We start from the raw sequence: 22,214 nt of genomic DNA on the forward strand, positions 1-22,214 counted from the left end.
GCCAATGAATAGCATCTGTGTATAACATAGTATTGTGGTATACTTAACCATTACGAATCGATAAGATGTGAATAGTGATCGTATAATCGTTGCTAAGTAAATGTGAAAAATATTTTTTCAATTTAATTCTTTAAGATAAGGCTTTGCTCATGCGTCCTCAAAAAGGATAAAATATGTCGTAAAGCTACATTACAACATGATTTTAGTTAAAAAATCATTAAGTTATTTTTAATCTATTGATTTTTTGAAAATGTTTTCATCGCATTTAATTAGGTTTTTCCGATAAAATTCAAAGGTTTATAGTAAATATTCTTTAAATGATCTGGGGGTCTAGCAATCTAAGGGTGTGTATATGAACAATAAGAAACAGAGTAAAACAGCTTATAGAAAATCACTTAAAGAACACGAAGAATTGTCTATGCTAAAACCAGATAAAGATAAAAAAAATTATCAAGCTAAAGATACATACGACCGTAATCAAAAAAATAATCACCTTCCTGACAAGGATATTCAATCCACATCTGGATCGGAAGATATGAAAAATACTAATGCCGAAAAAACTTTTAAAAGAATTTCTAACAAATACCTATCATCTGGATTATCGCCTGCGAATGATTTAAGTAGTGGAGGGATTACGCATATACTACAAAATATTGGCAAAAATTCCCTGAGCATAGCGCTTCGTAATGCTTTTATATCCTCTTTGGTATGGTTTGCATGTGAATTAGGATTTATTGTCAAATCCTATGCGAATTCATCTATGCCCTCGTTTTACGATTTTGCTATACGAACAGAAGCAATAATCTTTTTTTCAGCAATAACTTTTATCCCTATTTTGTTGTTTTTTCGTTTTTTATAATGATATCTCGTGCCCGAGATATGCATGATGCTTCTCAATCAATAGCTAAAATTGCGTTACGCCTTGTAGATCCAGAGGAATATTCCTCGGAGAAGATTTTGTCTATTAGTAGCGCCGTACGTAGAGAAATCATGACAATAACGGAGGAAATAGAGCGAGCTGTATCGCGCGCAAGCGATTTAGAAAAAATCGTTCGTTCTGAAATAGACGTACTTGAAGATAATTATAATAAAAACGAAGTACGTGCGCATAATATCACGCATAAACTCAGGGAGGAACGTGAGGCTATAGTTGATCATGGAATGCAATTGCGTACATCTATTGCTGAGGTTCATGAAGCATTAAAAGAAGAGCTTTCGCTCACAAGTGAGGAAATTTCTATTCATCTATCAAGGGCAACAGATTCATTTCAATCCATTGTTGATATGCGCATAGCAAAATTGACCGACAAAACAAATCGAGTCGTGCAAGAATCAGCGGAAACCATCTCTTCGAAAATAGATCAACTATTAGAGGTACTTGATTCATCATCTATGATCATTACTGAAGACTTTGATAATCGTATTGAAACTCTTTCTAATGCGCTTGATAATTCAGGTCGTAGTTTAGCTAATCATTTGAGCATACATGCGTCAATGCTAGGAAATAATACGGATAAGATTAGTCTTACACTAAAAGAACAATCACACCAATTTACAGAATCTTTCACATCACACATATGTGAAATGTCCAAGTTCTTTTCGGAAAAACAAAGTTCTATTACTAGTACATTAAATGATATGATCCAAAACTTACGGGTCTCTTTTCAGGAAAAAGAAGAACTTTTTCGTAATAATCTTCAATCCACTACAGATAACACACTATCTGAAGTAGATAATCGCACCAGTATTATAGAAAATACAATTAACAAATTCCTCACAGATACTGCCGAAACATTTAACAAGAGAATTGCTGAATTTGGTCATTTTTTCGAAAGAAACTTTAATGAGTTTGAAACAACCTTAAAAGACAATATCAATAAGCTCAATGGATGTTTTGAAAACTCACATACCAATATGGAAGATCTCTTTATATCCAATATCAAAACAATTGATTCTAATTTAGACAAAAAGACCTTGATTCTTGAAGGTACTCTTTCTACTAAGCAAAATAATATCACTCATTTAACTGAGGCAAATGCAGAAAAACTAGAAAATATTTTAACAAATAGTATAGACAATCTCAAAGGTGTTCTGGATGAAAGGCGTCAGAAGATTGATACCGATCTTGGAAAGAAATCAGAAGAACTCTGCACTTCCTTTGACTCTTCATATCAAAAAGTGAGCAATGTTATTTCTGAGCGGGAGAAATCGTTTTCAAATTCTCTCATACGAGCACAATTGCAGTTTGAAGAAGCCCTTGCCGGTCGTCCTCAATCAATTATTGATTCTATTTCCAATAATATAAAGAAATTGACAGATACTATTTATGACAAAACAATGGTTTTGGCGGCTGCATTATCAGAAAACCAAAAAAGTCTTGATAATAGTCTTAAAAAACACGCTAGTGACGTCGTAAATAAAATAACAATTGCTGAATCTCAATTAGTAAACCGCTTTACTGAAAGCTCTGAACAGATCGTCTTTTCCTACAGTAATAACAATAATAAATTAGAAAAAATTCTCAAACAACATCTTGCATCTCTAACCGATACGTTCAGCAATAAGAGTAGTCATGTCAATAATATGTTAGAAAGCTCTGCTGAAAATATTAAAAGTATGCTTTCCACCAATACAAAACGTATGGAAGAAGTTTTAAGCAATGGTAGTGAAAATATTGGATTAGAATTGTCAACAGTCAGCAATACAATTAGCCACTCTATTGACGATGTTAAAGCCATATCAACGGAATTAGAACAAAGATGTCAAGGATTGGGAAATGACCTTATAAGCAATGCGAATAAAATTCTATTTTCTCTTGAAGAAGCTCAAGAGTTGTTAAACAATACTTTTGCTAAGCGTAATGAGAATTTTGTAGATACTTTATCAGAGAATCAATCAAAATTTGAACATAATCTTGTAAGTAAATCTCAACTCATAATTGGGAGCCTTTCTCAAGATATTAAAAATATGACAGAAATAGCCTATGCTAAAGCAATGGATATGGCTAATTCTCTTACTAAAATCCAAGGTAATATTGGTGTTACTTTAGACAATCATTCTCAGATAATATTGAAGAAGATTTCTGATGCTGATACGAACGTTGCCCAAGCATTTAAAGAGCGTATGGATAGCATTTGCCTAGCTTATAATGATAACCATCAAATTTTGGACAAGAAACTTTCCGATCACATAAATATTTTACAAGACGTTCTTGCAGGAAACGAAAGTAAAATGGATGGTTCAATCGAATCTGCATCACAGTTCATTAAGAAGATCCTTGATGAAAATTCTGCTCGCATTGAGGCATTGTTGAATTACGGCAATGATTCAGTGAACAGTACCTTATTATGTTCTCATCAGAAATTTGATAGATTACTAAAAGAAAAGTCGGATGAACTTATCCAAGTTCTTGATAATAGTGCTTCTTCTTTATCTACAGCAGTGTCTAAAGAGACAATTAATTTACAAAACAACTTGAAAGAAAGAGAAGTTTCTCTATCACAGACGGTGAATGATTCTTCTTCCTCCTTCAAGGATTTGTCAGAAAATATTAATGATCTAACCCAAAAATTGGTTTCAGTTGTTGGCAACATGTCTCAATCCACAATCGATGTTTCTGGTCAATTAGAAGCATCTATGGATTCCGTAAACGAAAAAGTCCAAAAATGCAGAGAGTTCTTTGGAGAAAAGATTGCTATCTTTATGAATGAAATATCCAAAATAATGGAAGTTTCAGAACAAAGAATATCTCAAAGAACACAGGAAATTTCACAGCAACTACTACAAAACAATGATGTTGTCACGGATCAGATCATAGACAATACTTCTCGTATTAGCGGAGAAATCGATAATATTACGAAAAAATTTGTTGAAACAGGTCAGCTTTTAGAAGAAAAAGAAGGAAAATTCCGTTCTACATTGAATCACTTCAATAATAATCTTTCTGAAGTTTTCCATGAAGTCGATCAAGTTGTTTTATCTCATACCAATGAAGCTCGTTCTGTAATAGAGAAACGAATCAGTGAGGTCAAAGAGATTGTTTCTAATGTAGATAATGCATTAAATGTGCATGAATCGACTATGCTCAATAAATTTAAGGAATATGTAAAATCCTTTGAATCCAATATGGAAGAGTGGAAATCTCTCTTGGATAAAAACAATAATTCTATGCAATTATCTTTTGATGAACGCTCTACTATTTTAGATAGTCTCCTTTCGCAGCGTTCAGTTGAGATTTCAAATTCTATTTCTGATGCCTTTCATAAAGAAGGAGATGCTGTTGCAAATATCATAGATAAACAAATATATGACGCGGCAAATGCACTTAAAAAACTCGAAGAATTGCTCATTAATGATGTTGAAAAAATCACCCATAGAATTTCTGATAGTAGTTTAGATGTAACAACAATCCTTAATGCAGCTACGAATTCTCTTAACAAAGTGGACAAATCTTTATTTCAAACTACTAATCGCATCATCGACACAACAGGACAAATTAGCACAGTTCTTTCTGAATCATCGAAATTATTTGATAATAAAATTAAAGACCTCAACGAAATATCTAAAGATGTTTTGTTCCGTATGTCTGAAATCGTCAATAAATTCGATAAAAATTCTCAAATTCTCTTAAAATCGCATGATTTGCTTGTAAAAACACAATCTGAAACAGGCTTGGCTCTAGATAAAGGGGCAAATAATTTAGCAAGCTTGACCAATAAATTGATTTCCAAGTCTTCTGAAGCGCAAAAGTTTGTTATATCTCTCTTAGTGGATATTAAGAAGGTTGTTGAACAAACTAATTTTCTTTCAGACAAGGTTGTTAAAAGTATGACTCATGGTCTCCAAGCATCTTTCTTGGATATCGAAGGGACCTTATCAAACATAGAGATGCGCAGTCGTGATACTATAAAACTTATTGATCATGATTTGACTAATATCGGAAACAAAACTGTCAAAACCATTGATAAAAGTTTTGGCGAAATAGAAGAGAAATCTCGCAATTTATCAAATCATATAGCTCAGAAGATACATTCTTCTATTCCTAATGTTGAGAATGCTTTCTCTACTCTTGAGAAAAAATCAGATCAATCTATGAAGGAATTTTTAGATTCTCTAAATAATAAAGTGAATACGTTTACTGAGAAATTATCGAAAACAAGTGAAGAAATTTCCTTGACCTCTCATAAAATAACCGAAGAATTGAACGATTCTCGTAATGTTTTAAAACGTGATTCTATATCATTGGCTCAAGAAGCAAAAGAAAGTGCTGATACCATACGCAATGCCATAGAAGAACAGATCAATACACTAAGAGATTTCCAAAAATTAGTGACTGATTCCGTGCAAAGTAACCCGACTTTTTATGACAAAAAATTGAGTTCTGATAACAGTAATCCACCCCAATTAGACAAACCTGAATCAAACAAAGAAATCACTAAAAATAAGTCAATCAAAAAATGGTTTAACGATATTGTCCATTCTGCTACCCTTAATAAAGGTAAAATTTCCTCATCTAAAGATGGGAATTTATTATATTCTATCGATTCCCTTGTTTCAGATATTTCCCAATTTATTGATTGTGATGCCTTCGTTGACTTATGGAAACGTTATACACAGGGAGAAGATGATCTATTTAGCCAACAGTTATATACTCTAAGAGGACAGAAATTATTTCGCAATATTCAAGAAAAGTACGTAAATAATCTAGAATTCAGAAGTGATGTTGATTCTTATATTACTAATTTTGAAGAAATGCTTTCTGAAAGTGTTCATTCAAGTTCTGATTCTAATAGTGTTACGCAGGAACATATCATGTCGAATTATGGAAAAGTTTACACGATGCTCGTTCATGCTTCTGGACGAACTTTGTAAAGTGTTATGCAGCAAGATATCATGTCGCATTATAGAAAAGTTTACACGATGCTCGTTCATGCTTCTGAGCGAGCCTTGTAAATAGATTATGATGGTCTATTAATGACTTTATGTCATTGAATTTTAATATTATTTGTACGATTATGAATGCTTCTCATAGACTGAGGGATGTTGTTTATTCTCTCTTTTCGAAAATATTTAAAAAAATAATTTAATTGACTTTATATAAAATATATAATTCATAATCATATTTTACGATATAATTTTTAAACAATATACTATTAGGTATATAAATAATTTCTTTTTTTTGTATTAAAATATATTTTTAAGTTTTAAGTATGATTTCAAGAATTTCTACGATTGCCTTTCAAGGTATAAAAGGAATCCCTGTTGAAGTCCAAGTTATGGTATCTCCTGGTAGAGTTGGAATACAAATAGTTGGATTGCCAGATAAAGCGGTGATAGAAAGCCGCGAAAGAATTCAATCTGCGCTTTATTCATGCGGTCTTGCCCTTCCTGCTAAACGAGTTACCATTAATCTTGCGCCAGCCGATTTACCTAAAGAAGGTTCTCATTATGATCTTCCTATTATTCTTGCGTTAATGGCATCTATCCAGGCAATTAATAGAGAGTCGCTATGTCGTTATCTAGCAGTGGGAGAAATCAATCTTGATGGATCATTGGCTGCAATTAATGGCGCACTTCCTGCTGCTATCTGTGCTAAAAATTTAAATAAAGATTTAATATGTCCCAAAGTATGTGGATCTGAAGCTGCATGGGCATCCGATAGCTTAAATATTATAGCTCCTTCTAATATTTTAGAATTAACAAATCACTTGAATAACAAACAACAATTATCTCGACCATTCAAATCTGAATATAAAAATCGTACTAATCTTGCAAATTTTTCAGACATAAAAGGTCAAAAAACTATTAAACGTGCTCTCGAAATAGCAGCAGCTGGAGGACATAATTTACTGATGATTGGTCCACCAGGAGCAGGCAAATCAATGCTCGCTTCTTGTTTACCATCAATACTCCCTCCTTTGTCATTAAAAGAATCCCTTGAAGTATCTATGATTTACTCGTTATCTAGAAAATCCTCCGATGAATCATCTTTTATACAAGATCGACCTTTTCGCACTCCTCATCATTCTGTCACTACGGCAGCATTGATAGGAGGTGGAACACAAGTATTGCCGGGTGAAGCTTCCCTAGCGCATAATGGGATATTATTTTTAGACGAACTTCCTGAATTTTCCCCTCATACGCTTAATTCTCTACGCCAACCGCTTGAAACTGGTGAATGTATTATTTCCAGAGCTAATCGCAAAATAAGCTATCCTGCACGTATTCAATTAATAGCTGCCATGAATCCTTGTCGATGCGGTATGTCTAGTAGAGATGAAAATGTATGTATTCGTGGTCCACGTTGTGCGATTGAGTATCAATCACGCATTTCTGGTCCTTTAATGGATCGAATCGATATACGCATAGCAGTACCAGCTGTCCCGGCAGCTGATCTTTTTTCCTCTACTAAATCAGAACCAAGTGAAATAATAGCTTCTCGAGTTCTTCTAGCAAGGAAAAACAAAAAGATAGGCTAGAAGGAATAGGATCTTTACTCACACATAATGCAGTTTGTTCTCCTGCATTGATAGAAAAAATAGCAGTTCTTGATTTAGAAAGTACTGTTCTGCTCAATCAATATGCCGAAAAAATGCTCTTTTCGGCACGTGGATATCACAAAATACTCAAAATAGCTCGAACAATTGCAGATCTTGATTCATCAGAAAAATTAAAAAAATTCATATTGCTGAAGCAATTGCTTATCGAAAATCGAGCCAATTTTCGATATCAAATTAATAATCATCTATTTTTTTTACATAAAGATTGAGAATGGATAATAAAAATTAATAAAGTCCAGTCGAACCAAATCCTTTATTACCCCTTTCACTTTTTTCTATAGGAATTTCTGAAACAAGATTAGCGCGAACGCAGACAGAATTTGCTATGACCAATTGTGCAATACGCATACCCCTTGTGATCAAGAAATTTTCCTGACCAAGATTAATCAGCAATATCTTGATCTCACCACGATAATCACTATCAATAGTTCCTGGAGAATTAAGACAGGAAATACCATGATCAAGTGCAAGCCCAGAACGAGATCTTATCTGCCCTTCATAGCCTGGGGGTAATGCAACAACATATCCTCCAGGAATCAAGGAACGCATTCCTGGTAACAACTCAACAGGTTTATCCTCTGCTAAAGCAGCAAACAAATCCATACCTGAAGATCCCTCTGTCTTATATTCTGGAAGAGGAATTCCATGTGCATGTGGAAGACGTGAAAATGATATATGAACAAACTGCATAGAAAGAACTGTATTTTAAAAAAAATCAATTTGTCAATTATTTCTTGAAAAAAATAAAATAATTCACGCCATAAAATAGTCAGATGTAGCAATTTACATATCTAAATAATACGGACCATCACCACCTTGAGGAGGATTCCATTCAATGTTTTGATTAGGATCCTTCACAACACATGTCTTACAATGAATACAATTTTGTGCATGTATAATATAAGTATTTTTACCATCCTGCTGGTACCATTCGTATACACCAGCTGGACAATATCGCATTGAAGGTCCAGCATATACATCAAATTCTGATTTTTTTTGTAAATTTTTATCTTTTATAGAAAGGTGGGTTGGCTGCTCTTTTGCATAGTTTATTTTAGATAGAAAAAGAGAGGACATAATATCAAAAGTCAATTTTCCATCGGGTTTAGGATAATCGATTTTCTTATATTTAATAGCAGGTTTTAAAGAAGAATAATCTGTTTTATGATGTTTTAATGTACCTAAAAAAGAAAAACCTATAATTTTTTGAATCCAGATATCTATCAATCCCAGACATAATCCTATTAATAAACCAAAACGTGATAATAAAGGCTTGATATTTCTTACAATCCATAAATCCTTACCGATATCCGTTTGACGCCAACTATATTCAATATCTACAGGATCATCATGTTTGTATCCTTGAGATAACCGTTCGACGATCTTTTCTGCGGCAAGGATTCCAGAAAGAATCGCATTATGTGATCCTTTAATACGGACAAGATTAACAAAACCTGCTGAACACCCTATTAAACTCCCTCCTGGAAAAGAAAGTTTAGGAACCGACTGCCATCCTCCTTCACTGATAACACGCGCTCCATATTCAAGCCGTTCTCCTTCCTCAAATATTGTTCTAATAGCAGGATGTGTCTTAAAACGCTGAAACTCTTCATAAGCTGAAAGCCAAGGATTGCTATAATCAAGATGTAAAACAAAACCTATAGACACTAGATTTTTATCAAAGTGATAAATAAATCCTCCTCCAGAAGCACCCATATCCAGTGGCCAACCAAAACTATGAAGAACCAGACCTTTCGTATGATATTGAGGCTTAATTTTCCATAATTCCTTAATACCAAGACCAAACTTTTGGGGTTGACGTCCATCTGCCAAAGAATACCGTTCTATCAATTGCCGAGTGAGTGATCCACAGGCCCCTTCTCCTATTAACATGTATTTACTTAACAATAAGATGGGAGGAATATAGTTTTTTCCTAACGTCCCATCACTATTTCTACCCTTTTCACCTGTAAAAACACCAAGAGCCTCTCCATTTTTTCCATAATAAATTCCAGTAGCCACAAAACCACAATAAATTTCTATACCAAGTGCCTCTGCCTTATCCTTCAACCAACGACAAACCTGCCCTAAAGAAACAATATAATTTCCCTTGTTACTCATAAAATCTGGCATACAAAAATGTGGAATCTGAATTGATTTTTTCGAATTTAAAAACCAGTAAATATCTTTTTCTACAAGGGTGTGAAATGGAGATTCTTCACGCCAACCTGGTAATAAACGATCTATTCCGATGGGATCAATAATCGCACCCGAAATAATATGATCCCCAACCTCTGCAGACTTTTCCAGAACAACAACTGACAACCGAGGATTAATTTGTTTGCAACGTATAGCAGCTGCTAATCCTGCTGGTCCAGCACCAACAATAACGACTTCATATTCCAAGACATCTCTCTCATGAGACATATCACACTGATTCATTCAATAGCTCATTTCTTATTTAGAACGCAGAATTGAAAATAATCGAAAACATCATAATCATATTCTTTTATTGATTCGCACAACAAACAAGAAAATTATTGAAAATATCCTTTTCCTGCAATCCTCTGTGAAAGAAATTTAAACAATACTCTACACATGATCAAATAATTATGACCAATAATATTTTTTATATTATAGCAGATAATGAACGCTCTATATCCTATATTTATCCTTGTTATCATATAATTATTTTATTTTATACACGCGATAAGTCTAAATAGAATATGAATTTAAATAGGAAAAAATGCTGTTAATTAGTAAGGAATATTATAAAATATCTTGCTAAGATCATTAGTTATTATATAAAGCAATAAATCAGAATGTTATTTTTATTAGTTATCCTGAGATTCTAGAATAAATAATCTTACCTAATTTTGAGAAGAACAATGTTTAGAAAAAAACGTATAATGCAACAATATGATCCAAAGTACATAAAAGTTTGTCACGATAAAAAATGGAAAAGCTATTGTCACATAATGTCTTTTTATATTACAGTGGGAACTGTTTTTTTTCTTTGGAATCTCATTGAAGCAATGTTTTCATAGTGCCCTTATCAATCCAAATAGTTCCATCTATTCTAGCCGCAGACTTTTCTCGCCTCGGCGAAGAAGTTTCTGATATAACCAAAGCAGGTGCTAAACAGATTCATTTTGATGTCATGGATGGGCACTTCGTTCCTAATATTTCTTTTGGAGCAGATGTTATTAAATCACTGAGATCTTATAGTGATGCTATATTTGACTGTCATTTAATGATTTCATCTGTTGATTCTCATATAAAAGTTTTTGCAGATGCCGGATGTGATATCATAACCTTACATGCGGAATTTTCCCCTCATATACGTCAATCATTACGCACCATCCGTGCAATGGGAAAAAAATCTGGTATAGCGCTCAATCCTGAAACTCCCGTTTCTGTACTAGAAAATGTTATAGATGAAATTGATATGATTCTCATAATGACGGTTAATCCCGGATTTGGTGGACAACAACTCATTAATTTTACAGTACCTAAAATAAGACAAGCTAGAGAATTGATCGGTAAACGCCCTATTGCTCTTGAAGTTGATGGTGGAATAAAATCAGGAAACATCAGATCTTTAGCACAAGAAGGAGCCAATCTTTTTGTAGCTGGATCAGCTATTTTTAATAAAAAAGAAAAGGAGTCTTATAAACAACGTTTAAATGAGCTAAAAAAATCAGCATTAAAAATTGATAAATGAAGAAATTTGCGTTTTAATCCTATAAAAATAGATTTTTTTCTATTTGTTTATCATAATCATAAAAAAATAAACTTGATACTTCTAACATTTTATATGTTATTATGGTTTCTGGTATCGTTGGTATAATTGTTCGTCCATTCACCAAATTATTGTATTTTTGTACGTTTCGCAATTAAACTTTCTTTTTTTTACACTCTGCAAATGATTTGGTCCTAATTTAAAGTCGGTTAAGATATGATTCCTCGTTACTCTAGAACTAAAATGACCGCTATATGGTCTCCTGAAACAAAATATAGAATATGGTTTGAAATAGAAGCGCATGCCTGCGATGCATTAGCTGAGATTGGCATTATTCCAAAAGAAGCGGCCCAAAATATTTGGAAAAAAGGGAAAAATGCAGTTTTTAACGTTGAGCGTATTGATAAGCTTGAATCGATTATAAAACATGATGTTATCGCCTTTTTAACACATCTTGCAGAAATAATTGGACCTGACGCACGTTTTATTCATCAAGGAATGACTTCATCTGACGTACTGGATACATGCTTTAGTATCCAGCTTATGCGATCTACTGATATTCTATTGGAAGATATTGATCAATTGCTAGAAAGCTTAAAAAAACGTGCTTTTGAACATAAAGATACGATAACCATAGGACGATCGCATGGAATACATGCTGAGCCTACAACTTTTGGTCTCAAATTAGCCATGGCTTATGCAGAATTTTCACGTGCTCGACAACGATTGCTTAACGCCCGCGAAGAAATAGCCATCTGTGCTATTTCTGGCTCTATTGGAACTTTTTCAAATATAGACCCTTACGTCGAACAGCATGTTGCAAAAGCTATGAATCTGAAAGCAGATCCAATATCTTCACAGATTATCCCTCGTGATCGACATGCAATGTATTTTTCTGTGCTTGGGGTGATAGCCTCTTCTATTGAGAGATTAGCTATAGAAATAAGGCATCTTCAACGTACTGAGATTCTCGAGGTAGAGGAGTTTTTCCATCCTGGTCAAAAAGGATCCTCATCTATGCCCCATAAACGCAATCCTATTCTAACTGAAAATTTAACAGGATTATCTCGGTTAATACGATCACACGTCATCCCATCCATGGAAAATGTAGCGCTATGGCATGAAAGAGATATATCACATTCTTCCGTCGAACGCGCTATAGGTCCTGATGCAACAATACACCTTGATTTTGCACTCAATCGTTTAACAAATGTCATGGAAGAATTGATTGTTTATCCCGATAACATGATAAATAATCTAGAAAAGTTGAGAGGATTGATTCATTCTCAACGTATTCTTCTGGCATTAACACAAGCTGGAGTATCAAGAGAAGATGCTTATCAACTTGTCCAACGCAATGCAATGAAAGTTTGGAAAAATGGAACTGTTTTTCTTGATGAATTGCTTGCAGATATTGACATAAGAAAGATATTATCTGAAGAAGAAATACGTGATAAATTTGATTATAAGTATCATACTAAGCATGTAGATACCATCTTCAAACGTGTTTTTAAATATATTTAAGATAAAATATCTTACCGATAATTTTAGCTTTGAGTAACTGACAAAAACTTTTGATTTTAGTTTCGATAAAAACGGCTATGTTAATGGTAAAGAGAGGATTTATGAGACAACGAAATCCCATTTATGAAGAAAAAAATAAAATTGTATATGAAGGCCCTGAACCAGGGACTCTTATCCAATTTTTTAAAGATGATAATCTGTCAAAAGATGGAGAAGATTGTAGAACACTCAATGGAAAAGGCGTGTTAAATAATAGAATATCTGAGTACATGTTTGCTCAACTAAATAAAATGAACATTCCAAATTACTTTATTCGCAGATTGAACATGCGAGAACAATTAGTCAGAGATGTGGAAATAATTCCTCTTCGGATAGTGGTGCGGAATACTGCTGCGGGCTCTTTAGCCAAAAGACTTGGTATCGAAGAAGGGTTATCGCTTCCACGGTCTATTGTCGAATTTTATTATCAAACCGATTCTATTCAAAAGACATTAGTGTCTGAAGAGCATGTAACGGCTTTTAACTGGGTCAATCCATCTGAGATTGAGGAAATAACAGCTTTAAGCCTCCGAATAAACGATTTCATCACAGGTCTATTTCTTGGAATAAACATTCAGCTTGTAGATTTTAGCATTAAGTGTGGACGTCTTCTTGATGGAGATATCATCCGTATTGTTCTTTCAGATGAGATTTCCCCTGATTGCTGTCGATTATGGGATGTTGAAAAGCAAGAACAATGTGACAAAAAACGCTTTAGTCGTAGTAGTGATCAATTACTAGAGGGCTATTCTGAAGTAGCTCGTCGTTTAGGAATATTCAAAAAAAATGAACCAGCGCTCAAAATAACCTCTATTTTAAGTAGAAAATAAAAGGAGAATATATCTGTGATAAAAGCCAACGTCATCGTTAAGCTTAAAAAAGACGTTCTTGATCCTCAAGGAAAAGCATTAAAAACCGCCCTTTCTAATATTGGTTTTCATAATATCAGTCAAATTCGCCAAGGAAAAGTTTTTGATATAGAAATGGATGAAACTAACCCTGATATTGCAAAAAAAGAAATAGAATCTATCTGTCAAAATCTTCTTGCCAATCCAGTTATTGAAGACTACGACATTAGTGTCCAAAAATATTCTATCTAAAAATAACATGTTTTTTAAATTGCAAAAATATATTATCAAAACTATTTGGAAGTATCCATGAAAATTGCTATAGTGCAGATTCCAGGTCTGAATCGCGATAGAGATATGATTATGGCCGTTAAAAAAATAACTGGAAAATTTCCTATTTTAGTATGGCAATCTGATACCAACATACCAGATGTTGATCTCATTATTATTCCTGGTGGTTTTTCTTATGGAGATTATCTTCGTTGTGGTGCAATTGCAGCACGCACTCCTGTGATGCAAGTCGTCAAAAAAAGAGCACAACAAGGAGTGAAAATTCTCGGAATATGCAATGGATTTCAAATCCTTGTAGAACTCAACTTACTTCCAGGCATTCTCATGCGCAATACTTCATTAAAATTCATTTGCAAACAGGTTTTAATAGAAGTTGTCAATGCCAATACAGCTTTTACCCAATCTTATAAGATGAATCAAATTGTCAAATTTCCTATTGCTCATCACGATGGTAATTATTTTATCGATTCCCAAGGATTAGCTGAAATAGAAAGCAATAACCAAGTTGTATTTCGCTATGCATCTGGAAGAAATCCCAATGGATCACTGCATGATATCGCTGGCATTACTAATCGACAAGGCAATGTATTAGGCATGATGCCACATCCTGAAAACATGATAGAAGAAATCCATGGAGGAATAGATGGCCGTGCTCTCTTCACATCTCTTCTTAATTAAGTGAAAAAAAAATAATAAGTGTTTTCGTTGGAATAGATACTATTTTGTCAGAAAATTGAGAATAAATCAACTTTGACGACATATAGAAACATTCTCATAAAAATAAGAGGGAAATTTTTAATCCTTCTTGTTGTCATTTTACAATAAAATTTTTGTGTGTAAAATACATACTATAAATAAATTTTACGTCTATTATCTATGCATGGAATACTTTCTTATATAAATAAGAATTAATATATTATAATTTATGCATGTTTTATCAGTGTTTAAATTTTATAAAATATAAGTTATCGTCACCCCTTATCTCCGTAATTTAAATTCTTTGAATTTTCGATCTAGAGTACGCAATAATTTATGTCTAAATCACTTTCTACCATTGAAATTTGTGCTATGCATGGTCTTACACATAATGAGTATGATCAAATATTAAAAATTATTCAACGCCAACCAACCTTGACAGAAATCGGCATTATATCAGCAATGTGGAATGAACACTGTTCATATAAATCTTCGAAAAAATGGCTTAAAACTTTACCCACCACTGGAAAACATATTATTCAAGGGCCCGGAGAAAATGCTGGCGTTGTTGATATTGGAGATGGTGATTGCGTTGTATTCAAAATGGAAAGCCATAATCACCCGTCTTATATCGAACCATATCAAGGAGCTGCGACAGGTGTAGGCGGTATTTTGCGCGATATCTTTACAATGGGTGCACGACCTGTTGCTGTAATGAATTCATTGCGATTTGGTTCTGTAAATCATCCTAAAACCAAACACTTGCTTTCAGGAGTAGTAGCAGGTATTGCCGGCTATAGTAATTCTTTTGGCGTTCCGACAGTGGGAGGAGAAGTTGAATTTCTTCCCTGTTATAATGACAATATTATCGTCAATGCTTTTGCCGCTGGACTTGCTAAAACTGATGCTATTTTTTCTTCAAAAGCAAAAGGTGTCGGGCTTCCTATTGTTTATTTAGGAGCTAAAACTGGTCGAGATGGCATTGGTGGTGCCTCAATGGCTTCAGAAGAATTTGGAGAAAATACTTTAGAAAAACGCCCTACCGTTCAAGTAGGTGATCCATTTACAGGCAAATGTTTGCTAGAAGCATGTATGGAATTAATGCAAACTAATGCAGTCATTGCTATCCAAGATATGGGAGCAGCAGGATTAACGTGTTCAGCAGTAGAAATGGGGAATCAAGGAGATCTTGGCATTCAACTCAATCTTGATCAAGTGCCAAGCGAAGAAGGAATGACTGCTTATGAAATGATGCTTTCGGAAAGTCAAGAACGCATGCTCATGATTCTCAATCCAGAAAATCAAAAAAAAGCTCAAGATATTTTCAATAAATGGGGACTGCATTTTTCAATCATTGGCATAACAACAGATGATATGCGCTTTCGCGTTATACATCGTGGTGAAGAAGTCGCTAATCTTCCCATCAAAGATTTGAGCGATAAAGCACCAGAATATGATAGAGCATGGTGCAAACCTGTGATTCTTCCTTCTTCTAACCCCGAACTCCTTCGTTCCCATGAAGGCTACGCTTGTATACTTCTTAAGCTTTTATCTTCTCCCAATCTATCATCAAGAAGATGGGTATATGAACAATATGATACCATTATTCAAGGTAATTCTATACAACTGCCAGGCGGGGATGCAGGCGTTATTCGTGTAGAAGGGCATAAAACCAAAGCACTTGCTTTTTCTTCTGATGTAACACCACGCTATGTTAAAGCAGATCCCTTTGAAGGAGCAAAACAGGCGGTTGCTGAATGTTGGCGAAATATCATAGCAACTGGAGCGAAACCATTGGCTATAACCGATAATCTTAACTTTGGTAACCCTGAAAAAGAAGAAACAATGGGACAATTTGTGCATTCTATCAAAGGAATACGTGAAGCTTGTCAAATATTAGATTTTCCGATTGTATCAGGAAATGTATCTTTTTATAATGAAACAAATGGGCAGTCTATATTCCCCACCCCTACCATCGCTGGAGTTGGAATTATCCCTGACTGGTCAACCATGACACGCATTGGAAGCGCCTGTGAAGGTAATCTTATCTTGATGGTTGGAAATGATGGTTGTCATCTTGACTGTTCAATTTATAGTCTCGAATGTGCATCTGCTGATATAGGCCCCCCTCCAAAAGTTGATTGCCATCTTGAAAAATGTCATGGAGATTTTATTCTTTCTATGATAAATGACAAACACATTACGGCTTGTCATGATATTTCTACGGGAGGCCTCATCATTACCCTAGCAGAAATGGCATTATCTTCTGGAAAAGGAATGGATATTATTTTGCCCGAAGAAAAAGATCCAACGCCTTTTCTCTTTGGAGAAGATCAAGGGCGCTATGTAATTTGCATCCCTCCAGAGATTAGGGATTCAATAATATTGCAAGCATACAATAAAAATATTCCTATGCGTTGTTTAGGAGTCGTATCAGGACATACCTTGTGTATTCGCAATATACTAGATATTCCTCTCCCAATATTACAGGAAAAGTACGAATCATGGTTTCCTGAGTATATGAATTAATTGTAAGAAAAAATTAAACTTTAGAGGTAAAGAATGTCGATGAATATCCATGAAATAGAAGAAATGATTACAAAAGGAATACCTAATTCCGTTGTCAGAATCCAAGATTTAGCAGGAGATGGCAACCATTACGCTGCAGAAATTATTTCTGAAGAATTTCGCGGTAAGAACCGCATACAACAACATAAAATGGTTTATGCCGCCTTAGAAGGAAAAATGGGAGATACCCTCCATGCCCTATCTATTAAAACCGTAATTCCAAATTCTCATAATAAAGGTCAATAGATATTTTTAAGAAGAATTTATTGAATTCTACAACAACAGAATGGAGTATAAAATAGACGATGACTGATCTTGTAAAAAATATAATCCAAGATGTAATAAAACAAAATGATGTTGTTTTATTTATGAAAGGTACTCCTGAATATCCGCAATGTGGTTTTTCTGGAAAAGTAGCTCAAATTCTTGATAGTCTTAATGTATCTTATAAGGGCATAAACATTCTTGAAGATGATACGTTGCGCCAAGGAATCAAAGAATATTCACAGTGGCCAACCATCCCTCAACTATATGTAAAAGGTGATTTTATTGGTGGTTGTGATATAGTATGTGAAATGTTTCAGTCGAAAGAGCTTCATAAAATTTTAAGTGTCAAATAAATTTCATAAAATTTTAAGTCTCTATATAATATAGAAGTAAAGTACAGAATGTGACGTTTATAAATATAATATGATATCACAACACTCTTAGTACGGTTCTCAATTTTGAAAGAATTATGCCGTGATACAACAACCGCCTTCAAAATCACAAAATAACGATATTAACTGTATTCCCTCTAAATTACAAAGTCATAATATTAGCCATATAGAATTTGTTCTGGTCATAGCAATGTTAATGGGCATTAATTCTCTTGGTATAGATATCATACTTCCGTGCTTGCCCCAAATTAGCCAATTTTTGGGATTAAAAAATGTAAATCACAGTCAACATTTAATATCTTTTTATCTTATAGGTTACGGAATAGCCCAAATTTTTTACGGACCTTTAGCAGATCGTTTTGGTCGAAAAGCTGTAATGATCTCTGGATTAGTTATATACATTCTTTCTACGATAGCAATGGTAACAGTTACTTCATTTTCTGGCATGCTTTCTATGCGCTTGATTCAAGGAATAGGAGGTGCAGCACCTCGCATCATCACCATTTCAATTATTCGTGACATTTACGATGGGAAAGAGATGGCCAAAGTCTTGTCTATGACCATGATGATTTTTATGGTTATGCCTATTTTTGCTCCAGCTTTAGGACAAGCTACAATGTCATTATTAGGTGATTGGATCTGGGTTTTTATTTGGATGGGAGCGATCACCTTTATCATCATGATGTGGTATTATATACGTTTTCCTGAAACGCTTAATCCTCGCGATGTCCGTCCTTTGAACATATCTTTGATATTACATAGTTTTTCTCTTATATTCATTAATCGTCTTTCTATTTTTTATAACATTGCTAATAGTTTTATGATGGGAGCGATACTCGGATTTGTGAATTCTTCCCAACAGGTCTATACTCAAGTCTATAGTTTTGGAAATTTATTTCCCCTTGCATTTGCAATAGGTGGAATGGCTATAGCTCTTGCCTCTTTTATGAATTCTCATTTAGTCGACAAATTTGGTATACGCATTGTATCACATTATTCTCTTTTATTTCTTCTTTTGATTACAGGAATATGGCTTTTAATACAGGTTAGCTCTGATAGTCCTATGAATTTATGGATTTTTATTTTATTTGTCTTTTTGTCATCCTTTCAATTCGGGTTAATCAACTCTAATTTTAGCAGTATCTCTATGGAACCATTCTCACATCTAGCTGGAACGGCATCATCCGTGTTTGGATTTATCAATACACTCATCAGCACACTTGTTGGAATAATAATAGGACAGTCATTTAATGGAACAACTTATCCTATTACTATAGGATTCTTTGCATTAGCAGTGCTTAGCTATATTTGCATCTTCATTGCAGAAAAAGGTGTAATGTTCAACAAAAAAGGATAATAAAGAAATCTTCAATTATTCGTATTAAAAGGGATAATATTTCAATATTTTGTATTCATCAGATAATTTATCATTAGACTATTGGACAGAAAATATGGTTTCTAACAATAAATGTCGAACGGTACAGTAAAAATATATGAATATACTAGAGAACAATTTTTGGCATAAAAATATTTTTTTTTAGATTGCTATAGGATCAAATACTGACCAACCTGTACGAAGAGCTAAAAGCTCAAGAGCCTTTGCACCTAAAAAAGAATTACCAACACTATTCAAACCAGGGGACCAAACAGCAATAGATGCTTTTGAGGGGACAATAGCGAGAATACCTCCGCCAACACCACTTTTCCCTGGAAATCCAACACGATATGCAAAATCACCAGAATTATCATAATGACCACATGTAAGCATTATTGCATTGATACATCGAGATTGTTGAGGAGAAATTATCTGTTTTTTCGTTAATGGACTATATCCTCGACATGTAAGATACAAACCTGATCTCGCAAGTTGCACACAATTCATCATGAGAGCACACTGATTAAAATAAAATTTCAAAACGTCATCAATGTTATACCGTATATTACCAAAGGAACGAATAAAATTTGCAAGCGCAAAATTACGATAACCGGTTTGTATTTCTGAATTAGCAACAACGGGATCAATATAAATTGATGAATCATCGGAAAGAACATGTACAAAATTCAGAAAATTTTTTATTTCATGGTCCAAAGAACTATTTTCAAGAACTGCATCACTCATAACTATAGCCCCAGCATTAACAAATGGATTACGTGGGATTCCACGTTCATGTTCAAGCTGAATTATTGAGTCAAAGGAAAATCCAGAAGGTTCTCGACCAACACGTGTCCAAATATCTTCATTAAGTTTTTGTAGAGCTATCGTAAGAAGAAAAACTTTTGAAATACTTTGAACTGAAAACAAAATATCTGAATCACCAGCTGAATATATACTACCATCTTCCAAAGCAAGAGATATACCAAAATGATTAGAATCAACCTTAGCTAATTCAGGAATATAATCAGCTACATGACCCTGACCAAGATGAGGTTTTATATCTTCATAAATACTGTTTACAATTCCCTTGAAATCCAAATATATTTCCCCAAAATGTAGTATTACAAAAAATTCTTGTTAACGAGAATAAAACTCAACAACAAGATTAGGTTCCATTATAACGGGATACGGAACCTCACTTAGAGAAGTAGGAATCTTAACAAAAGTAGCAACCATATTTTCATGATCAGCACTGATATATTCAGGAACATCGCGTTCAGGTAATTGCACAGATCCCAAAACAGAAGTTAACTTTTTCGATTTGGATTTTACTTCAATGACATCACCCGCTTTACAACGATATGATCCAATATTGACAGAAAAACCGTTAACAAGAACATGCCGGTGATTGACAAACTGACGTGCAGCAAAAACCGTAGGCACAAATTTAGCACGATAGACTATAGTATCTAATCGAGATTCAAGAAAAGAAATCAAGTTTTGGGAGGTATCACCTTTACAGCGATCTGCCTCTTTAAAAATGGAACGAAATTGTTTTTCACCAACATCTCCATAATACTTTTTCATCTTCTGCTTAGCACGCAACTGCAATCCAAAATAGGAAGGCTTTGACTTACGACGCTGCCCATGTAAACCAGGCCCATAAGAACGCACATTAACAGGTGATTTCGGACGTCCCCATAAATTTTCACTTATACGACGATCTATCTTATGTTTCGATGACTCACGCTTACTCATAATATTCCTCTCAAATTACCGTTTCCACAGCCTCTAACTATTTTAAAGCACGACTAGGAAACGCACCCTCCTCTAACTTTGCTTGACAAAATTTGACAGGTCACAAAAAATTACATGTTATAAAACCATGACCATGGGATATGTTTAATCATTAAAAACAGCATGTAAATCCTACTATTTTTTTCACTTAACTGCTATCTCTAAGCATAATTTCTATTAAGGTCAATCCTAAAATATAACATTATTATTCATGAATGCATTTTTATGCTAAAATCGCTATATTAAACTTGATTTCTTTATTATTAATATTAAAAAATAACTGAATATATTGATCTGTCTTTGCTTAAAACTTTAGATCTTCAAACCAAATCCCTGCATTAAACGTTGCATCGCGATATCTGGTTTTCTTGATATAAAGACCACCTGATCATCGGATAATCCAACTTCATTCATTGCAATTACCGGTAACAGAGAGCGAGCACGACGCGCTATGGAATATGAAGTATCTAGCCAATCAACTGGCCAAGGAGATAAGCGTCGAAAAATATGTGTCATAAAAGGATAATGGGTACAAGCAAGGACCACAACATCTGTTCGTCTCCCTTCTTTTTCAAGGAAACACCCTTGTATTTCTCTTTGAATTCCATCTTCTTTCACTATTTTTCCACAAGTATAGTCTTCTGCTATAGAAGCAAGCGTTGTAGAAGAAACGAGATTTATTTGGCATTTTGATGCATAAGAACGAATCAAATCGTCCGTATATGCGCGTCTTAGTGTGGCGGGCGTCGATAAAACAGAAACAAGACCTGTTGATGTATACACTGTTGCTTGCTTTATAGCAGGAACTGCACCCAAAAATAGCATAGATGGAAAAGTTGAGCGTAGTTCATCTTTAACTAAAGTAAAAGCGGTGTTACAAGCTACTATTGATAATACGGGCTTATACTTTTCTAAAATATCTGCAAACAAAAATAAAAGACGTTCTTTTAATGCGTTATCTTCCCAATTTCCATAAGGGAAGCCAGAATCATCGGCGACATAGATAAAGTGATATTCGGGCATCAAAAAACGTACTTTCTGCAAGACGCTAAGTCCACCAATACCACTATCAAATATCATAATACAATTTTTAGGATTTTTTTTCACAAATATAAC

The 22,214-nt window shown here is 34.1% G+C and carries 16 protein-coding genes and 1 pseudogene; 12 read left to right on the plus strand and 5 right to left on the minus strand.

Annotated elements, in window-relative coordinates; genetic code table 11:
- Window positions 1–352: 352 nt before the first annotated feature.
- The 3 genes and pseudogenes from CKC_RS06335 (at window position 353) to CKC_RS04085 (ending at window position 7,737) form a co-directional block, all read left to right on the plus strand.
- A complete protein-coding gene (locus CKC_RS06335; RefSeq protein WP_013462257.1) occupies window positions 353–859 on the plus strand; it encodes a hypothetical protein in 507 nt (168 codons plus the stop codon).
- Window positions 859–5,871 carry an apolipoprotein A-IV repeat region-like domain-containing protein gene (locus CKC_RS04080; RefSeq protein WP_013462258.1) on the plus strand — a complete coding sequence of 1,671 codons (5,013 nt, stop codon included), beginning with the start codon at window positions 859–861 and terminating at the stop codon, window positions 5,869–5,871. The genes CKC_RS06335 and CKC_RS04080 overlap by 1 nt, the downstream gene beginning before the upstream one ends.
- Window positions 5,872–6,209: 338 nt before the next feature.
- Window positions 6,210–7,737 (plus strand): annotated as a pseudogene (locus CKC_RS04085) (YifB family Mg chelatase-like AAA ATPase).
- A 47-nt stretch (window positions 7,738–7,784) separates the two neighbouring features.
- On the opposite strand, the gene dut reads toward CKC_RS04085, so the two are convergent.
- Both dut and CKC_RS04100 read right to left on the minus strand, forming a co-directional pair.
- Window positions 7,785–8,249: a dUTP diphosphatase gene (gene dut, locus CKC_RS04095; protein ID WP_013462261.1), complete on the minus strand. Its 465-nt coding sequence runs from the start codon at window positions 8,247–8,249 to the stop codon at window positions 7,785–7,787.
- 93 nt (window positions 8,250–8,342) lie between these two features.
- Window positions 8,343–10,001, minus strand: a complete 1,659-nt coding sequence (locus CKC_RS04100) for an electron transfer flavoprotein-ubiquinone oxidoreductase (RefSeq protein WP_013462262.1) — start codon at window positions 9,999–10,001, stop codon at window positions 8,343–8,345.
- 604 nt (window positions 10,002–10,605) lie between these two features.
- On the opposite strand from CKC_RS04100, the gene rpe reads away from it, so the two are divergent.
- The 9 genes from rpe (at window position 10,606) to CKC_RS04145 (ending at window position 19,283) form a co-directional block, all read left to right on the plus strand.
- Window positions 10,606–11,283 (plus strand): ribulose-phosphate 3-epimerase, encoded by a 678-nt coding sequence (rpe, locus tag CKC_RS04105; protein WP_013462264.1) that lies wholly within the window; start codon window positions 10,606–10,608, stop codon window positions 11,281–11,283.
- 234 nt (window positions 11,284–11,517) lie between these two features.
- Window positions 11,518–12,825: an adenylosuccinate lyase gene (purB, locus tag CKC_RS04110; RefSeq protein WP_013462265.1), complete on the plus strand. Its 1,308-nt coding sequence runs from the start codon at window positions 11,518–11,520 to the stop codon at window positions 12,823–12,825.
- Window positions 12,826–12,926: 101 nt separating this feature from the next.
- Window positions 12,927–13,694 carry a phosphoribosylaminoimidazolesuccinocarboxamide synthase gene (locus CKC_RS04115; protein ID WP_013462266.1) on the plus strand — a complete coding sequence of 256 codons (768 nt, stop codon included), beginning with the start codon at window positions 12,927–12,929 and terminating at the stop codon, window positions 13,692–13,694.
- A 15-nt stretch (window positions 13,695–13,709) separates the two neighbouring features.
- The gene (gene purS / locus CKC_RS04120; RefSeq protein ID WP_013462267.1) at window positions 13,710–13,964 is read left to right on the plus strand and encodes a phosphoribosylformylglycinamidine synthase subunit PurS; all 255 of its coding nucleotides are present in this window, start codon (window positions 13,710–13,712) and stop codon (window positions 13,962–13,964) included.
- Window positions 13,965–14,021: 57 nt separating this feature from the next.
- The gene (purQ, locus tag CKC_RS04125; RefSeq protein ID WP_013462268.1) at window positions 14,022–14,681 is read left to right on the plus strand and encodes a phosphoribosylformylglycinamidine synthase subunit PurQ; all 660 of its coding nucleotides are present in this window, start codon (window positions 14,022–14,024) and stop codon (window positions 14,679–14,681) included.
- A 354-nt stretch (window positions 14,682–15,035) separates the two neighbouring features.
- Entirely contained in the window at window positions 15,036–17,228 is a 2,193-nt protein-coding gene (gene purL, locus CKC_RS04130; RefSeq protein WP_013462269.1) for a phosphoribosylformylglycinamidine synthase subunit PurL, read from the plus strand.
- A 33-nt stretch (window positions 17,229–17,261) separates the two neighbouring features.
- Window positions 17,262–17,513: a BolA/IbaG family iron-sulfur metabolism protein gene (locus CKC_RS04135; protein ID WP_034443098.1), complete on the plus strand. Its 252-nt coding sequence runs from the start codon at window positions 17,262–17,264 to the stop codon at window positions 17,511–17,513.
- A 59-nt stretch (window positions 17,514–17,572) separates the two neighbouring features.
- Window positions 17,573–17,887, plus strand: a complete 315-nt coding sequence (grxD, locus tag CKC_RS04140) for a Grx4 family monothiol glutaredoxin (RefSeq protein ID WP_013462271.1) — start codon at window positions 17,573–17,575, stop codon at window positions 17,885–17,887.
- Between the two features lie 121 nt (window positions 17,888–18,008).
- The gene (locus CKC_RS04145) at window positions 18,009–19,283 is read left to right on the plus strand and encodes a multidrug effflux MFS transporter (RefSeq protein ID WP_013462272.1); all 1,275 of its coding nucleotides are present in this window, start codon (window positions 18,009–18,011) and stop codon (window positions 19,281–19,283) included.
- A 180-nt stretch (window positions 19,284–19,463) separates the two neighbouring features.
- Here the strand turns inward: CKC_RS04145 and CKC_RS04150 are convergent, their stop codons facing one another.
- The 3 genes from CKC_RS04150 to murI all read right to left on the minus strand — a co-directional run bounded on the left by CKC_RS04150 (window position 19,464) and on the right by murI (window position 22,205).
- On the minus strand, window positions 19,464–20,399 hold the full coding sequence (locus CKC_RS04150; protein WP_013462273.1) for a glutaminase: 936 nt from the start codon (window positions 20,397–20,399) through the stop codon (window positions 19,464–19,466).
- A gap of 39 nt (window positions 20,400–20,438) precedes the next feature.
- Window positions 20,439–21,059 (minus strand): 30S ribosomal protein S4, encoded by a 621-nt coding sequence (gene rpsD, locus CKC_RS04155; RefSeq protein ID WP_013462274.1) that lies wholly within the window; start codon window positions 21,057–21,059, stop codon window positions 20,439–20,441.
- A gap of 351 nt (window positions 21,060–21,410) precedes the next feature.
- On the minus strand, window positions 21,411–22,205 hold the full coding sequence (gene murI, locus CKC_RS04160; RefSeq protein WP_407059599.1) for a glutamate racemase: 795 nt from the start codon (window positions 22,203–22,205) through the stop codon (window positions 21,411–21,413).
- Window positions 22,206–22,214: the final 9 nt, after the last annotated feature.

The sequence above is a fragment of the Candidatus Liberibacter solanacearum CLso-ZC1 genome (assembly GCF_000183665.1).
In the GTDB taxonomy this organism is placed as follows: Bacteria; Pseudomonadota; Alphaproteobacteria; order Rhizobiales; family Rhizobiaceae; genus Liberibacter; species Liberibacter solanacearum.

What these genes read in the sequence shown, in the direction of transcription:
- CKC_RS06335 (WP_013462257.1), top strand. Translation starts at nt 353, where the DNA reads ATGAACAATAAGAAACAGAGTAAAACAGCTTATAGAAAATCACTTAAA.
- CKC_RS04080 (WP_013462258.1), top strand. Translation starts at nt 859, where the DNA reads ATGATATCTCGTGCCCGAGATATGCATGATGCTTCTCAATCAATAGCT.
- dut (WP_013462261.1), bottom strand. Translation starts at nt 8,249, where the DNA reads ATGCAGTTTGTTCATATATCATTTTCACGTCTTCCACATGCACATGGA.
- CKC_RS04100 (WP_013462262.1), bottom strand. Translation starts at nt 10,001, where the DNA reads ATGAATCAGTGTGATATGTCTCATGAGAGAGATGTCTTGGAATATGAA.
- purB (WP_013462265.1), top strand. Translation starts at nt 11,518, where the DNA reads ATGATTCCTCGTTACTCTAGAACTAAAATGACCGCTATATGGTCTCCT.
- CKC_RS04115 (WP_013462266.1), top strand. Translation starts at nt 12,927, where the DNA reads ATGAGACAACGAAATCCCATTTATGAAGAAAAAAATAAAATTGTATAT.
- purQ (WP_013462268.1), top strand. Translation starts at nt 14,022, where the DNA reads ATGAAAATTGCTATAGTGCAGATTCCAGGTCTGAATCGCGATAGAGAT.
- purL (WP_013462269.1), top strand. Translation starts at nt 15,036, where the DNA reads ATGTCTAAATCACTTTCTACCATTGAAATTTGTGCTATGCATGGTCTT.
- CKC_RS04135 (WP_034443098.1), top strand. Translation starts at nt 17,262, where the DNA reads ATGTCGATGAATATCCATGAAATAGAAGAAATGATTACAAAAGGAATA.
- grxD (WP_013462271.1), top strand. Translation starts at nt 17,573, where the DNA reads ATGACTGATCTTGTAAAAAATATAATCCAAGATGTAATAAAACAAAAT.
- rpsD (WP_013462274.1), bottom strand. Translation starts at nt 21,059, where the DNA reads ATGAGTAAGCGTGAGTCATCGAAACATAAGATAGATCGTCGTATAAGT.